Raw genomic sequence first — 16311 nt, 5'->3', positions numbered from 1 at the left:
CCTAAGCTTCCGGATTGGCGGCGATCTCCTCGCGGCGGCGCGCGACATAGGCGTCGAGCTCCTCGCGGATTGCGGGATCCATGACCGGCTCCTCATAGTCGTGCAGCGCCTGCTGCCAGAGCTCTGTCGCCCGCTCCAGCGCATCCTTGCCGCCGGCTTCCTGCCAGGCGCCGTAGTTCTGCCAGTTGGAGAGCATCGGCTGGTAGAAGGCGGTGGTGTAGCGCGACATGGTGTGCTCGGCGCCGAAGAAATGGCCGCCGGCCGGCACCGACTTGATGGCTTCGAAGCCGAGGTCGTCCTCCTGGAAGGGCAAGGGCCGCAGGAACTCCATCATGTTCTGCAGGATCTCGACGTCGAGCACGAGCTTTTCGTAGGACGCCGTCAGCCCGCCCTCGAGCCAGCCGGCGGCGTGATAGACCAAATTGGCGCCGCCGAGCACCGCGCCCCATGTCGCCATTTCGGTCTCGTAGGCGGCCTGCAAGTCGACCACGTTGGAGGCATTCGCATTTGAGGTGCGGTAGGGCAGGTTGTAGCGCCGCGCCAATTGGCCGGCGATGATGTTGGCCTTGGCGTTTTCCGGCGTGCCGAAGGCCGGCGCGCCCGACTTCATGTCGACATTGGAGGTGAAGGCGCCATACATCACCGGCGTGCCGGGGTTGACGAGCTGGGTCAGCGTCACGCCGAACAGCGCCTCAGCGTTCTGCTGGCAGAGCGCGGCGGCCAGCGTCACCGGTGTCATCGCGCCCATCAGCGTGAAGGGCGTCACCGTCACCGGCTGGCCGTGCTCGGCCATGGCGATCAGGCCTTCCGCCATCGCGTCATCGAACAGGCGCGGCGAGTTGATCGAGATGATCGTGGTGACGCCCGGCGAGGCGCGCATCTCCTCGACCGAGATGCCGCGCGCGATCGCCATCATGTTGACGCCGTCCATCGCCCTGGCGCGGCCGATCGCCGTGCAATGGAAGGAGAGATCGCTCAGTGTCAGATTGGCATGGTAGGTGTCGAGATGGCGGGAATTCGCCGGCAGCTCGATCGGCGCCACCACCTGGTTGCCGATGATGTGGATGGCGTTGAAGTGGTGCGCCAGCCGGATGAAGTTCTGGTAGTCGGGGAGGTTGCCCGGACGGCGGCCGTTGATGCGGTCATGCACATTGGGCGGACCGGCGACCAGGCCGAAAACCAGTGAATTGCCGCCGAAATGGATCTGCTTGTCCGGATTGCGGCTGGTCAGCGTGAAGGAGGAGGGCACGTTGCTCAGAGCTTCCGTCACGATGCTCTCGTCGATGCGGATGGTCCGCTCCTCGCGATCGACGATGGCGCCAGCCTTGGCGAACAGGTCCATAACCTTTTCGCTCATGACGCGGATCCCGAGCTCCGACAGGATGCGCATCGAGGTCTTGTGCAACTGCTCCATGCGCTCCTCGTCAAGCAGCTGCATAGGCGGGTAGGGGTTCTTGACGCTCTGCCACGGCAGCTGCGCGATGCCGCCGCCACCGCGCCCGAGCTTCGATCTGCGGCCACCGCCGCGCCTGTCCTGTGACATAGCATTCCCCTTCGATTCTTGTTCTCGCCCGGAAAACCGCTGCACTTTTCCTGGAATTGCTTTCAGTAGCCGCGTTCCGGATTGACCACATTCTCCAGCGGCTCGCCTTTGCGGTAGCGCGCCAGATTGTCGGCGAACATGCGCACCGACTTGATGTCCCAGCCGTCATAAACCGCAGCGCAATGCGGCGTGACGGCAACGTTGTCGTAGCTCCAGAGCGGATGCTCCGCCGGGAGCGGTTCGGTCGCAAAGACGTCGAGCGCCGCGCCCTTGATCCGCCCCGCATCAAGCGCGGCGAGAAGGGCCTTTTCCTCGATGACGCCGCCGCGCGAAATATCGATGAGAACGACGGACGGCTTCATCGCGGCGAAAGCGGCCTCGCCCAGCAGGCCGCGCGTGGTGGACAGCAGAGGCACGCAGCAGACGATGAAATCTGCACGGCCGGTCAGAGGCAGCAGCGCGTCGGGCCCATGCACCTCGTCGAGCGACGGCATCGGTTTCGGTCGCGCGCGGATGCCCAGGGTGCGCATGCCCATCGCCTGCGCGCGGCGCGCGACGGCCTCACCGGTCTTGCCGAGGCCGACGATGAGGACGGTCTTACCCTCGATCGGCTCGACGCGGCCGCCGCCCCATTGGCGGGCCTGTTGCCGGCGCTCGAAACCGCGCAGGTCGAGCGAGAAGGAGAGCATGGCTCCGAGCGCATATTCGGCCAGCATACCGGCGGCGACGCCGGCCGAGTTCGTCACCGTCACATGATTCGGATCCCAGCGACCGAGATGGTCGGTGCCAGAGCCGCCGATCGACACCCATTTCACCGTCGGGCTCTCGACGAGGGCCTGGCGCGGATAGTGCGGCGTGCCGTCGAAGCGGATCGAATAGACTACTTCCGCGGCGGTCCGCTCGATCAAAGCGGGAAGGCCGGCATAGGTGTCGCAGGCATGAACATCCAGATCCGGATGTGTCTCGGCAAGCACCGCGAGCGCGCCGGCAGGCTTGTCGGTGTGCAGGATGATTGTTGGGCGCGCCGACATCGCGATCTCAATCGCGGCCGATATGATCGGCGGCGCTGCCGAGGACGGCAAGCAGCGCCCGGCCGTTCTCGAGCGTCGCATTCTCATGCGGCGCGCGCAGGTTCAGCCAGCGCCGGTCGCCGGATTTGACCGCAAGCACCGCCTTCATCGCAGGGATCAACCCGGCATCCTGGATGACCTTCCGGAACGTCTTGATAGCGCCATCGGCTTCGGCGACGTCCTCGCCCTGCCGGGCCGCGTCATAGAGGCGGCGAATGGCGGCGGCGTTCAAATTGACCGTGGCCGAAATGCAGCCGGCCGCGCCGCTCGCCAGACCCTTGGTGAGCTGCGCCTCGGAGCTCGGAAAGACCGAGATATCGGGCGCGGCGGCGATGACGGCGGCGGTGTTGTTCCAGTCGCCGGCGCTGTCCTTGTAGGCGACAACGGTGTTTGGGAACGCCTTGCTCAGCCTGGCCGCCAGGGCAGGGCTGACCGGCACGCCGGAGTTCTGCGGGATGTGGTAGAGGATCACGCGCATCGAAGGTTTTGCCACCTTCTCGATCAGCTCGCTGTAGTAGCGCGCCTGACCGTTGTCGCCGGCGCCGGTGTAGAAGAAGGACGGCAGCACCATGACAGCGGCGCAGCCGAGATCGACGGCATGGGCCGACAATTCGACCGTTTCTGGCAACGCGGTGACGCCGGTGCCGGGCATCAGCCGGTCCGGCGCGATGCCGGCCTCGACCAGCCATTCCAGCGCCTGCATGCGCTCGCGCAAGGACACCGAGAGCGCTTCGCCCGTCGTGCCGAAGGGCGAGAGGAAATGCGCGCCTTGGCCGAGCACCCATTTGGCGTGGGAGATCCACAGATCGCGCGCGATGCGGCCGTCATCTTCGAACGGCGTCAGGATCGGGGCGATGGTTCCTTGCGGGCGGGTCATGACTATCCTCTATGCTGGTCTGTGTGGCCGGCCACAGCCGCGACGGCGCGGGCGAAGTAGGCCGAAGCGGTGACGTCGAAGAGTATGTCGAAACCCGCCGGCGAACGGAACGTCACGGCCTCGATATGGCCGACGCGTGTCTGGGCGATATCGTCGGCGCCGAATTTTTGCGGTCTCAGGTCCAGCGCGCAAAGCGCGCTCATCGCTTCGGCAAAACCAGGACCGGAAAGGCGCATCCATGCCCAGCCTTCCTCGCGCCATGAGGAGTAGCCTTTCGGCGCCGTCGCGGCCTGCCAGGCCGCTTTGACTTCGGCGAGAGTCTCGCCGGCGTCCTCCGCGAGAAGCAGGATGTCCTCGTTGCCGAGGCGCAGAACCCGCATGCCGCGGTGGTCGCCGATGCGGTTGACGGCCGGCAGCGTAACGCCCTGCGCGGCAAGCCAGGCGGCACTGCCGCCGCCTTTCAGACCAAAGCGCGGGCGGCCCGTGAGGTCGCTCAGCACGACCGCGCCGGAAATCAGCTTCGTGCTGCCGGCCGCGCCGCCCGGCATGAAGGGGTAGATGCGCATCGCGGTGCTGGCGGCCATCTAGATCTCCTGCCGCGCGTTGGTCGGGTCGAAGAAGGCATGGGCGACGACCGGCACTTCGACCAGTTCACCATTGCGGCACTTCACCGTCACGCGGCTGCCTTCCGCCTGGTCGTCGACATGGACATAGGCGAGCGCGATGTGTGTCCCTAGAGATGGTGAAAATCCCACCGAGGTGATCTGGCCGACAGGCGCGCCGCCGCGCAGCACCAGGCAGCTCTCGCCGGGAATGTTGCGGGCGCCGGCGGAGAATTGCAGGCCGACCAGCTTGCGGGTATGGCCGAGCCTTGCGCGCATCTCGATAGAGCGCTTGCCGACGAAGAACGGCTTCTTCTTCGAGACCGCCCAGCCGAACCCCAATTCTTCAGGCGTGGTGATCGCATCCGTATCCTGGCCGATCAGGATATGGCCCTTCTCCAGCCGCAGTATACGCGACGCCTCCAGTCCGTAGGGAAGCAGGCCATGCGGCCGGCCCGCCGCCATCACCGCATCCCAGAGGCTCGGCGCCAGGCTCGAAGGGCAGTGCAATTCATAGCTCAGCTCGCCGGTGAAGCCGATGCGCATCACGCGGACCGGGACACCGGCGACGGTGCCGTCGCGGCCGCTGAGATAGGGGAAGGCGTCGCGGCTGAAGTCGATGTCGCTCTCCAGCGCTTCGAGCACCTGGCGCGCCTTGGGTCCGGTGACGTTGAGGCCGGAGAAGGCGCCGGTGAGGTTGAGCACGTCGACCTTCAGACGCCACTCGGCATTCCAGAACAGCATGTCGGCATAGACGCGCGCGACGGCGCCGGTGGTTGCCGTCACATAGAACTGATCCTCGGCCATCCGGTAGGCAACGCCGTCGTCGACCACCGAGCCCATCTCGTTCAGCATCAGGCAATAGCGGACACGACCCACCGGCTGATTGGCATGCGCCATCGTGTAGAGGCGGTCGAGAAATTCGCCGGCATCCGGCCCGCGGATCTCCAGCTTGCCGAGCGTCGAGACATCGAGCAGGCCGACGCCTTCGCGCACGGCCAGGATTTCCTGGCGGACAGACTCGTCAGCGCTGCTTGCGTCACCATAGTAATAAGGCCGCCACCATGCGCCGACCGGCTTCATTGCGGCGTTCAGCGCGATGTGCCTTGCATGCAGCGCCGTGCGGCGCTCCAGCGCCTCGTGGTGACCGGCAAGCACGCCGAGCGTTTCCGGCCCGACAGGAGGCCGCGCCATGGTGATGCCGATCTCGCCGACCGTGCGACCGGTTGCCTCGGCGACGATGCGGGCGGTCGCCAAGGCCGAATGGCGACCCTGACTCGGGCCCATGCCGACCGTGGTGAAGCGCTTTACCAGCTCGATCTCGCGATAGCCGTCCTTGGTCGCGTTCTGCAGATCCTTGACTTGCAGATCCTCGTCGAAGTCGACGAAGTCACGTCCCTTGGGGTCGGCGACAATCGGCTGCACATAGCGCGGCCGAATGGTCTTCGCCGTGACCTGAGGCTCATCGGCGACCGCATGGCCGAGTCGCACGAGCGCTGCTGCCGCCGCGCGCCGGCCGCTGGCGATCGCGTCCTCAAGATCATCCGATCCGGCAACGGCGCCGGCGAGATGGACGGGACCTTTCGGCAACGTGATCGTCATCGTTTGCATGCCGGCATCATAGCCGACCTTGCCGCCGGCCTGGCACGGCAATTGCCATGCTGGCGCCTGGCCGATCGAAACCGTCAGCAGGTCGCAAGCAATCCAGCTCCCGCCGACACGGACGCGGGCAAGATGGCGATTTCCGACTGTGCCTTCCGCCGCTTCGATAGTCGCGCCTTTGCGGATGGTGACGCCCTTGCTGCGCAGTTCGGTTTCCAACGGACCGGCCTCGCCAGCGGGTCTCGGATCGACAAGCTCGACGACCGACACACCCGCATCCAGCAGGTCGAGCGCCGTCCGGTAGCCGTCGTCATTGGCGGCGAGCGCCACGGCGCTGGTGCCAGGGCGCACGCCATAGTGCCGGATCAGCCGTTGGGCGGCGCTGCCGAGCATGATCCCGGGCAGGTCGTTGTTGCGGAAGACGGCTGGCTGCTCGATGGCGCCGGTCGCCAGGATCACCTCGCGAGCGCGCGTGCGATAGAGGCGATCGCCCTCGATCAGCGGCAGCCAGTTGTCTTCATACCACCCATTGCAGACCGTGCCGGTCAGCACCTTGAGATTGGGCAGCGACTCGAGCCTTGCCAATAGACCGGAGAGGATGGTCGGATCGTAGCGGCCATAGCTCAGCGAGCCGCCGATCTCAGGATTCTCGTCGCACAGCACCACATCGGCGCCAGCTTCAGCAGCGGCGATCGCGGCGCTCAATCCCGCCGGGCCGGCGCCGACGACGAGCAGGTCGCAATGCAGATGCGTCTTGTCGAAATGCCGGTGCGGGGCCTTGGTGTCGACCACGCCCAGGCCCGCCTTGCGACGGATCACCGGCTCCCAGAATTTCAGCCAGCTATCGCGGCGCGGACCCATGAACGTGCGGTAGTAGAACCCGACCGGCAGGAAGCGGCCGAACCTGTCCATGATGGCATCGCGGTCGCGCTCAAGCGAGCCGTTGACGTTCTGCGCGCTGACCCGCAGCCCTTCTCTGATCGGCGTGCGCTCGGCTGCAGCGTTCGGTTCGAATGGCAATTGCACCAGCGCGTTGGCGTCGGTCCCGGTCATCGACAGGATGCCACGCGGTCGATGATATTTGAACGAGCGCGACAACACCCATTGGCCGGAAGCGGCGAGGGCGCTGGCGATGCTGTCGCCTTCATAGCCTTTAAAAGGCTTGCCTTCGAAGGTGAAGCGGATAGGCCGGCTTCGATCGATGCGGCTTCCGAAAGGGGCGAGCAGCCGGTTCATGCGCGGTCCCGCAGCTCGGACGCATCGAAGGTGCAGATGATCTCGTTGCTCACGAGATCGCGTTCGGCCAGGAAAAAATAGTTGCTCGGCACGTGTCGCCACCACTCGACCACGATGCCCTTGCGGTTCTCGGCGCGGAACAGATGGCGCGACCATTCGGTATCGGCGGTTGCGTCCGGATCCGGCCGCGCACGCACCGGGCCAAAGGACTGGAACTCGTCGATGTTGCGCAGGCCGTTCATGGGGCAGGGAAGCAGTTTCATCGGTCAGTGTGGTTTCATGGCTAATGGCTGGCGGCAGTCGCGCCCATTTCATTGAGCAGCCGGAAGGTTTCGAAGCGCTCCAATGCAAATGGTTTGAGGATATCGGGCACCCGGCCGTCGGCGATGGTCTGCGCCATGCGCTTGCCGGCGACAGGCGTCGCCTTGAAGCCCCAGGTGCCCCAGCCGCAATCGAGCCAGAGATTGGCGAGGGGGCTGGCACCCATGATCGGGCTGTAGTCCGGCGTCATGTCGGTGATGCCGGCCCACTGCCGGAGCAGGCGCACACCTTGCAGAAAGGGGAAGAGGTGGACGGCGCCTTCGGCAAGATGCTCCTTCATGTCGAGCGTCGAGCGCGTCGAATAGAGCTGGTAGGGATCGGAGCCGCCGCCGATGACGATTTCGCCGCGCGAGGATTGCACGAGATAGGTGTGCAGCGAAACGGACGAGACCAGCGTGTGCAGCCAGGGTTTCAAGGGCTGGGTCACCATTGCCTGCAGCGGATAGCAGCGGATAGGAAGCTCAACGCCTGCCATCAGGGCCACGTCGTAGTTCATGCCGCCGGTGGCGATCAGCACCTGACCGCAAGCGACGCGGCCCCTGTTCGTCTTGACGGCCTGAACCCGGTCGCCGACGACCTCGAAGTCTTGCACCTCGGTGCGCTGGTGGATCTCGACGCCACGTCGCGACGCCTGGGCGGCGTAGCCCCAGGCGACGGCGTCATGGCGCGCCGTCCCGCCGTCGGCATGCCAGAGCCCGCCGAGGATTTCGAGCGGACCGCCATAGTCCATATTCAAAAGCGGACAGAGCTCCTCGACGCCCTTCTGGTCGACGACCTCGGTGCGCGTGCCCATATGCTTGCCCATTTCGGCACGCATGTGGAAGCTGCGCATCGTCGCCTCGCTATGCGCCAACGTAAGCTGGCCGCGCTGCGAGAACATGACGTTGAAATCGAGCTCGTGCGAGAGCCGCTCGAACAGCTCGACGCCTTCTTTGTAGAAAGCGATGCCTTCCGGCGTGATGTAGTTGGAGCGGATGGTGGTGGTGTTGCGCGCCGTGTTGCCGCCGGCGAGATAGGCTTTCTCCAGCACCGCCACACTCTTTATGCTGTGGTACTTTGCAAGATGATGCGCGCAGGACAGTCCATGCCCGCCGCCGCCGATGATGACGACGTCATAGGCCGGCTTCAGCTCGGGCGTGGCGGGGATGTCGCCGCTCACCGGATAGTCCCTGCTGAGACCGTATTTCAGGAGCCTGAGGGGCATTGCGCGCTCAGCTCGAAATCTTGGGAGGATCGTAGAGCAGCGCCGAGAGATCGGAGAAGCGGCTGTTGCGGTCGTCGAGCGAAAGCACCGCGTCGCGGATCGCAGCGGCGCGGCTAGATCCGAGCACGGGCGCGGCGAACTCCATGTATTTGGCCTCGACGTCCTGCCTGGTCATCGGCGCTTCCGGGCCGCCGCGCGCATGCACGTCGCCGGACGCCAGCACACGTCCGTCCGTCGTCGTGATGACGACGTCGGCCCAGCGGCCGGCCGGGAAGCGGGCGCTGTGGCGCTCGGTTTCGGTCACGGTGATGCGCGTCAGCATGTCCGCGACCGTGGCGTCCACGAGCCCGGAGCCGGAAATATGCTCGAGCCCGATGCGCCGATGGAGGATGAAGGTCGCCACGGCGAAGCGCAGGCTGTATTGCGCCTTCGAGGTCGTGTCCGGCATGCCGTCGAAGAGCGTTGCGGCATAGTGGAAGCTGTTGACCTGGACATGGCCGATGTCGGACGGGGCAAGGTTGTGCGCCAGGCAAAGTCCACGCACGGCATCAATGGCCGCATGCGCCCAGCGGCAGATCGGGTAGGGTTTAAGGTATTGATGGAGCGACTGCCAGAAGACGCCGAGGTCCTGCCAATGGGTCGCGACCTCCGGCGCCTCTACCGTGATCGCCGGCGCGCCGGTGAAGCCGCGCTCGGCCAGCACCGCCGCGGAGAGGCCGACGAGAGCGCCGAGGCCGGAGCCGTCATGCAGCATGGTTGGCGTGGCGATCTCGCGCATCATCTGGCTGCGCGGGCCATGATACTCGGCAATGCCCAGCGCCTCGCGCAGTTGCGTTTCGTCGAGCCGCCGCTGCCGTGCCGCGATCGCCGCAACGCCCAGGGCGTTCCAGGCGCCGGAGGTATGATAGTCGCTCACCGTCGCATGCAAGGCGATGCCGGCCCGGCCGGCGATTTCGTAGCCGACGACCAGGGACGCCAGCGCCTCCGGCCCGGTGAGGTCGGGCCTCGCCTCCGCGAGTGCTGCAAGCGCCGGTACGACCGCCACGCCGATATGGCCTTTGGTGGGGCTGTAGCCGTCGTGGGCGTCGAGATTGTCGATCTGCGTGGCGACGGCATAGGCCGCGCCGGCAATGCTGGCGCGCCGTCCGTCGAACAGCATGCGGGCGGAATATTGCGGGTCGCCCGAGCCATAGAGCAGGACGGCGGCGTCGCGGGCGATGCGGCCTGCCTCCATCGGTCCTGCCGCAACGGCGATGCCCAGCGTGTCGAGCAGGAGGTAACGGGCCTGTTCGAGCACCGGCTGAGGGAAGACGGAAGCTGGACGCCGCAGCACGAAATCGGCCAGGCGTGTGAACGTATCGGAACTGACGACAGGCCCCTCACGCCGGTATGACGGCACAGCCACGCGCTTATCTCCCCTGTCTTCTCACAACATCATTAAATTGGGTTCATCGCGCAGGCACGCGATTAGTTTGGCGGCTTTGGCCAAAAATATTGATGCCATGTCGCTTGTCTGCGATTGAACGCCCGGTTGCCCATGCGATAGCTAGGCGACTGTGGAACAGGAGACCGGGATGAAGCCGCCACCCCCCTTGAACTATATCCGCTCGTTCGAGAGCTCGGCCAGGCATCTGAGCTTTACCACCGCTGCCAAGGAACTGGGCTACACGCAAGCCGCGGTCAGCACGCATGTGCGCGCGCTCGAACATTATATCGGCCGGCAGCTGTTCATCCGCTATCCGCGCAGCCTGAAGTTGACCGAGATGGGGGAGGCGTTCCTGCCGACCTTGCGCCAGGCGCTCGACCAGATCGACCAGGCGACTGAGGCGATCGTCGCGTCCTCTCGCAACCGGACAGTCGTGGTTTCGTGCCCGATGAGCCTTGCGGAAAACTGGCTGGCGGGCTGCATGGCCGCCTTCCGCAAGAGGCATCCTGAGATCGAGATCGTCCTGCACGGCACGATCTGGGAGGATCTGAACGAGCAGATCGCCGACATCACAATCTCCACGCGGCGTTTCGATGACAGGCCGCCGGCGGCGATCCCGCTCTGGAACGACGAACTGGTGCTGCTCTGCGCCCCTGCCTTGCTCGAGGGCGAGCATGCGCTGAAGACGCCGCAGGACATGCTAAAGGTGGACTGGATCTTCGTGCATGGCCGCCAGGAATACTGGCAGGCGGTGACCGAGGCGCTCGGCGTTGACATGGAGGACCATGACAAGGGCCTGTCGACCAACGCCTCCAACATCGCGCTCGAGCTCGCCGCGATGGGGGCGGGGCTCGTTGCCACGCAGCGCTCGCTGGCGCATGCCTATATGCGCCGCGGGCTTCTCGTCGAGCCGTTTCCGGTGCGGCCGCCAAGTCCCTGGAATTACTATCTCACCGAGAGCCAGCTTTCGAAGGGAAATATCGCCCGAACAGTGAGGGAATGGATCTTGTCCAGGGCCAAGGAAGACGCCGCCCGACCATAGGGCTATCCGCTCCTTCAAAAATTTAGCTAGCCAATGCCATTGTTTTTTTAGGCCTCAAGGGCCGGTTTTCTGCGGTTTGTGAAGGGTCGAGCCCTTCCGCGATTTTTGCATCACCCCTAACATGCTGAGCCGCAAGGGGAATCCAACGGGCGGAAAGCCCTGAACCGGAGAACAACGATGACAATGTTCAAGAGCAACGGTGACCGCGTGCCGGCGGTCATCGAAAGCTACGCAGCTGAAGTCAAAGGCGGGCGGATGGACCGCCGCGAATTCCTAGCCATGGCAAGCGTGATGGGTGCTTCAACGGCGCTTGCCTATGCGATGGCAGGGATGGAGCCGGCCAAGGCCTCGGCAGCCGTGCCCGGCAAGAAGGGCGGCATCCTGAAGATGCAGATGATCATCAAGGACATGAAGGATCCGCGCGCCTGGGACTGGTCGGAAATCGCCAATGTCATGCGCCAGTGCAACGATTACATGATCCGCTACACCACCGACTTCACCTTCGAGGGCCATCTGGTCGAGAGCTGGGAGGTGAGCGACGACGCCACCGAATACACGCTGCATCTGCGCAAGGGCGTGAAATGGTCGAATGGCGACGACTTCAACGCCGACGACATCGTCTACAACATCGAGCGCTGGTGCGATAAGGCGGCCGAGGGCAACTCGATGGCCGGGCGCATGGGCTCGCTGATCGACGCCGCTACGAAAAAAGCTACCAAAGGCGCCATCACCAAGGTCGACGACCATACGGTGAAGCTGAAATGCAATCAGTCCGACGTTACCATCATCCCGGGCTTCTCCGACTATCCGGCGGTTATCGTCCATCGCGACTTCGACAAGAACGGCGCCAATATGCTGAAGACGCCTGGCACCGGCCCGTATGAGCTGATCTCCTACAAGGTCGGCGAATCCGCCTCGGTGCGGCGGCGCAAGGATTTCACCTGGTTCGGCGGCGAGCCCTATCTCGACGGCGTCGACTGGATCGACTACGGATCGGACGCATCCAACCCCGCCATCGGCAGCGCCTTCGAGGCCGGCGAGATCGACTGCAACTACCAGACGGTCGGCGGCACGGTCGATCTCTATGACAGCATGGGCCTGGTCAAGGAGCAGGTTGTCACCGCCGGCACGATCGTGCTGCGCACCAACGTGACCAACAAGCCCTATGACGACAAGCGCGTGCGCAACGCCATCCAGCTTGCGGTCGACAACGAGACGGTGCTGAAACTCGGCTATAGCGGCCTGGGGCAGATCGCCGAAAACCATCATGTCTGCCCGATCCACCCGGAATATTACGAACTGCCCAAAGTCCCGCGCGACCTGGCCAAGGCAAAGGCGCTGATGGCCGAGGCCGGCCAGACGGATCACGAATTCGAGCTGATCTCCTACGACGCCGACTATGTGAAGGACCCGGCCGATGTCGTCGCTGCGCAGATGCGCGACGCCGGATTCAAGGTCAAGCGCACCATCATCCCGGGCTCCTCGTTCTGGAACGACTGGACGAAATATCCGTGGTCGACCACCGACTGGGGCATGCGGCCGCTGGGGGTGCAGGTGCTGGCGATCGCCTATCGCAGCGGTGAGGCGTGGAACGAGTCCGGCTACGCCAATCCGGAGTTCGACAAGAAGCTCAACGAAGCCATGGCCATCGCCGACCCGGCCAAGCGCAAGGAGCTGATGAAAGACGTGGAGTTCATCCTGCAGGACTCCGGCATCCTGGTCCAAGCGTTCTGGCGCTCGCTCTACCGCCACCACGCCACCTATGTGAAGAACCTCGGCATGCACCAGACGTTCGAACTGCAGCTCGACAAGGTGTGGTTGGATAGGGCCTAGACCGGCAGCTCAAACACCATTCAGGGGCGCGGTTTGCGCCCCTGAATTCGCTGGCGACTGCGACCGATCAGTCAGCTAATTGAAATGCCATAGCGCTGCCAAAGAGCGCGAAGCAAAGTCGCCGAACAAAGGGAAGAAATCTCGATATGCGTACTCATGCACAAGCCGTTGTCATTGGCGGTGGTCTGATCGGCTGCTCGATCCTCTATCATCTCGCCAAGTTCGGCTGGACGGATGTCGTGCTTCTGGAACGCAGCGAGCTGACCTCCGGTTCGACCTGGCACGCGGCCGCCAACATCCACGGCCTGCATGATTCCACCAATATCAGCCGGCTGCAGCACTACACGATGGCGCTCTACAAGGAGCTGGAAGCGGAGACCGGCCAGGGCTGTGGTATCTTCCAGCCGGGTTCGCTCTATCTGGCCCAGACCGAGGCCCGCGAGCATCAGCTGCGGCTGCAGGAAGCCAAGGCGCGGCGCTACAAGATGAACTTCTACGAGGTCGGTCGCGACGAAGCGGAGCGACTGCATCCGCTGGTCGATTTCGACGGCATTCGTTGCATCATGTATGAGCCGGAGGGCGGCAATGTCGATCCGTCGGGCGTGACGGCGGCTTACGCCGCGGGGGCGCGGCAGCGCGGCGCGGAAATCCATCGCTTCACCCCGGTCACGGCGACCGAGGCGCAAGCGGACGGCAGCTGGATCGTGCGCACGCCAAAGGGCGATATCCGCACCCAATGGGTAGTCAACGCCGCCGGCCTGTGGGGCAGGGAGGTCGCCGCCATGGCTGGGCTGCAACTCCCGCTGATCCCGACCGAGCACCAGTATTTCGTCACCGAAACCATTCCGGAAATCGCATCGATGGGACGGCGGCTGCCATCGGTCGCCGATCGCGACGGCGAATATTATCTGCGCCAGGAAGGTTTGGGGCTGCTGATCGGCGCCTACGAACGCAACATGAAATTCTGGGCCGAGGACGGCACGCCGATGGATTTCGGCCACGAGCTGTTTCCCGACGATCTCGACCGCATCGAGGAAAACATGATGCGCGCCATCCAGCGCGTGCCGGCGGTCGCGGCCGCCGGCGTCAAGAAGGTGATCAACGGTCCGATGATCTGGTCTCCCGACAGCGCGGTGCTGTTCGGACCGGCGCCGGAGCTCAGCAATTATTTCTGCTGCAACGGCATTATCCCCGGCTTCTCGCAATCAGGCGGCATGGGCAAGCTCGCCGCCGAGTGGATGATCGAGGGAGAGCCTTCGCTCGACATGTTCGGCTGGGACATGGCGCGCTTCGGCCATTGGGCCGGCAAGGCCTTCACCAAGGCGCGCGTGCAGGACCAGTACAGCCACCGTTTCAAGATCCATTTCCCGAACGAGGAGCGCGCCGCCGGCCGTCCGGTGCGGACACGGCCGGTTTACGAGATGCAGAAGGAGATGGGCGCCGTGTTCGGCCTCAATTTCGGCTGGGAGCATCCGCTTTGGTTCGCGGCCGAAGGCGAGCCGCGCGAGGAAACGATCGGCTTCACTCGGCAGAACTGGTGGGGGCCGGTCGGCCGCGAGGCGCGTATGCTGCGCGAGCATGCCGGCATCATCGACATCTCCAATTTTGCCAAATACGAGATAAAGGGGCCGGACGCGGAAGCCTGGCTGAACGCGCTCTTCGCCAATCGCATGCCGGCCAAGGTCGGCAACTCTTGCCTGACGCCGCTGATCGGCAAGCGCGGCGGCATTGCCGGCGACTTCACCGTGACCAGGCTGGCGGAAGACGAGTTCATGGTGATCGGCTCGGGCATGGCCGAACGCTTCCACCAGCGCTTCTTCAAATCGGTGCCGCTGCCGGAAGGCACGACCTTCCGCTCGCGTACCGAGGATCTCGGCGGCTTCAACGTCGCCGGCCCGAAATCGCGCGAGCTCCTGCAGCGGCTCACCAATGATGATCTGTCGAACGAGGCCTTCCCGTTCATGCGCTCGCGGCAGATCACCGTCGCCGGCGTCGATGTCGTGGCGTTGAGGGTTTCCTTCACCGGCGATCTTGGCTGGGAGCTGCACTGCAAGTCGGCCGACCAGGTCGAGCTCTACCGCGCGCTGCTCAAGGCGGGCGCGGAAGTCGGCGCCGGGCCGGTCGGCTCACGGGCGCTGATGTCGCTGCGCGTCGAAAAGGGCTATGGCAGCTGGAGCCGCGAATACTCGCCGGAATACTGGCCGCAGGAGGTCAAGCTCGATCGCCTGATCAAGACGGACAAGCAATTCCTCAACCGCGACGCCTATCTCGCCGTCGCCGATAAGCCGGCGCGGGATGAACTCATCATGCTTTCCGTGTCGGCCAAGGACGCGGACGCCACCGGCGGCGAGCCGATCTTCCTGCCGGACGGCACGCCGATCGGCCAGGTGTCATCGGGCGCCTATGGCTATTTCGTCGCTCAGTCGCTGGCGATGGGCTACGTCAAGGCTGGAACCGCCAAGGCCGGCGACAAGGTGACTGTCGCCATCCTCGGGCGGCCGCATGATGCGGTGCTGCTCGCGCATCCGCCCTTCGACCCGGAGGGCAAGCGGCTGCGGTCGTAAGGCGCGAACAGCCGGCCACTGGGAGCACACGAGAGTCGAAGAGGACTTCCAACAACCAAAACAGAGGGGAATCGCATGATCAAACGGCATTTGCTGGGCACGATGCTTGCCCTGGTCCTGACGTCCGCGGCTCATGCTGCCGACATCAAGGTCGTCAACGACGACGCCTGGTTCGCCGAAGGTCCTATCTGGTATCAGGACAAGCTGTTCTACGTCGAATATGGCCGCGGCACGGTCACTGTCTGGGACGGCAAGAAGAACGACATTTTCTGGAAGATGGATGGCTGCGGCCCCTCGGCCGTACTGCCGACCACCACCGGCGAGTTCCTCGTCACCTGCTACGACAACAACACGATCGGCCGCATCTCGGCCGACGGCAAGACGCTGCCTGCCTATGACAAGGACACGGACGGCAAGCCGTTCAGCGGACCGAACGATTTCGCGCCGGACAAGGATGGTGGCGTCTATTTCACCGGCTCCGGCAAGGGCGGTCCGCTGATCGACGCTTCGGCCTATTACATCGGCAAGGACGGCAGCGTGAAGAAGGTCGCCGGCGACCTGCACAATGCCAACGGCCTTGTCATGTCGAATGACGGCAAGATCCTCTATCTGGTCGAGACCGAGGACAACCGGATCATCGAGTTCGACGTTTCGTCCGACCACACCTTGAGCAACCGCCGCGTGTTCCTGCGGCTCGACGATCTGTTCCCGAACCAGCCGCATATCTGGCCCGACGGCATCAAGATGGACAAAGAAGGCGAGATGTATATCGGCCAGAGCCCGCGCTCGCTCGACTCGCCAGGCAAGATCATCGTCGTGGACAAAGACGCCAAGCTCTTGCGCACGCTTTCGGTGCCGTCGCCGTCGATGCCGAACTTCGCCTTCGGACCGGACGAGAAAGTGCTTTATGTGATGGCGCTCGACCAGATCGATGCAGCACCCTGGCACGGCAAGGTCTATGAGGTGCCGAATAAATAGAGACTTCGCTGGT

The 16311-nt window shown here is 64.4% G+C and carries 12 protein-coding genes; 4 read left to right on the top strand and 8 right to left on the bottom strand.

Translation table 11 applies throughout. The features are described from left to right. Window position 1 precedes the first annotated feature (1 nt). The 8 genes from LB552_RS13075 to LB552_RS13040 form a co-directional block, all read right to left on the bottom strand. Window positions 2-1543 (bottom strand): trimethylamine methyltransferase family protein, encoded by a 1542-nt coding sequence (locus LB552_RS13075; protein WP_224606418.1) that lies wholly within the window; start codon window positions 1541-1543, stop codon window positions 2-4. Between the two features lie 62 nt (window positions 1544-1605). Next, on the bottom strand, window positions 1606-2574 hold the full coding sequence (locus LB552_RS13070) for a D-2-hydroxyacid dehydrogenase (protein WP_224606414.1): 969 nt from the start codon (window positions 2572-2574) through the stop codon (window positions 1606-1608). 7 nt (window positions 2575-2581) lie between these two features. Beyond that, entirely contained in the window at window positions 2582-3490 is a 909-nt protein-coding gene (locus LB552_RS13065; protein WP_224606396.1) for a dihydrodipicolinate synthase family protein, read from the bottom strand. Window positions 3491-3492: 2 nt separating this feature from the next. Next, window positions 3493-4074, bottom strand: coding sequence for a hypothetical protein (locus tag LB552_RS13060; protein ID WP_224606393.1), 582 nt, complete (start codon window positions 4072-4074; stop codon window positions 3493-3495). Further along, the gene (locus LB552_RS13055; RefSeq protein WP_224606391.1) at window positions 4075-6930 is read right to left on the bottom strand and encodes a 2Fe-2S iron-sulfur cluster-binding protein; all 2856 of its coding nucleotides are present in this window, start codon (window positions 6928-6930) and stop codon (window positions 4075-4077) included. Next, complete coding sequence (locus LB552_RS13050; protein WP_263481601.1) at window positions 6927-7193, bottom strand: sarcosine oxidase subunit delta; 267 nt, start codon at window positions 7191-7193, stop codon at window positions 6927-6929. The genes LB552_RS13055 and LB552_RS13050 overlap by 4 nt, the downstream gene beginning before the upstream one ends. 20 nt (window positions 7194-7213) lie before the next feature. Continuing rightward, window positions 7214-8455 carry an FAD-dependent oxidoreductase gene (locus tag LB552_RS13045; RefSeq protein WP_224606385.1) on the bottom strand — a complete coding sequence of 414 codons (1242 nt, stop codon included), beginning with the start codon at window positions 8453-8455 and terminating at the stop codon, window positions 7214-7216. A gap of 7 nt (window positions 8456-8462) precedes the next feature. Next, window positions 8463-9860 carry an MmgE/PrpD family protein gene (locus tag LB552_RS13040; RefSeq protein ID WP_224606383.1) on the bottom strand — a complete coding sequence of 466 codons (1398 nt, stop codon included), beginning with the start codon at window positions 9858-9860 and terminating at the stop codon, window positions 8463-8465. A 169-nt stretch (window positions 9861-10029) separates the two neighbouring features. Between LB552_RS13040 and LB552_RS13035 the strand changes: the two genes are divergently transcribed. From LB552_RS13035 to LB552_RS13020, 4 genes are all read left to right on the top strand, one after another. Further along, on the top strand, window positions 10030-10923 hold the full coding sequence (locus LB552_RS13035; protein WP_095768685.1) for a LysR substrate-binding domain-containing protein: 894 nt from the start codon (window positions 10030-10032) through the stop codon (window positions 10921-10923). Window positions 10924-11100: 177 nt separating this feature from the next. Beyond that, window positions 11101-12756 carry an ABC transporter substrate-binding protein gene (locus LB552_RS13030; RefSeq protein ID WP_224606380.1) on the top strand — a complete coding sequence of 552 codons (1656 nt, stop codon included), beginning with the start codon at window positions 11101-11103 and terminating at the stop codon, window positions 12754-12756. Between the two features lie 146 nt (window positions 12757-12902). Beyond that, on the top strand, window positions 12903-15320 hold the full coding sequence (locus LB552_RS13025; protein WP_224606364.1) for an FAD-dependent oxidoreductase: 2418 nt from the start codon (window positions 12903-12905) through the stop codon (window positions 15318-15320). 75 nt (window positions 15321-15395) lie between these two features. Then, window positions 15396-16298, top strand: coding sequence for an SMP-30/gluconolactonase/LRE family protein (locus LB552_RS13020; RefSeq protein ID WP_224606361.1), 903 nt, complete (start codon window positions 15396-15398; stop codon window positions 16296-16298). The last annotated feature ends 13 nt before the right edge of the window (window positions 16299-16311 follow it).

The sequence above is a fragment of the Mesorhizobium sp. CA7 genome (assembly GCF_020165015.1).
Taxonomy (GTDB): domain Bacteria; phylum Pseudomonadota; class Alphaproteobacteria; order Rhizobiales; family Rhizobiaceae; genus Mesorhizobium.
Note: the sequence above shows the minus strand (reverse complement) of the source record. Positions and strands in the feature narration are given on the sequence as shown.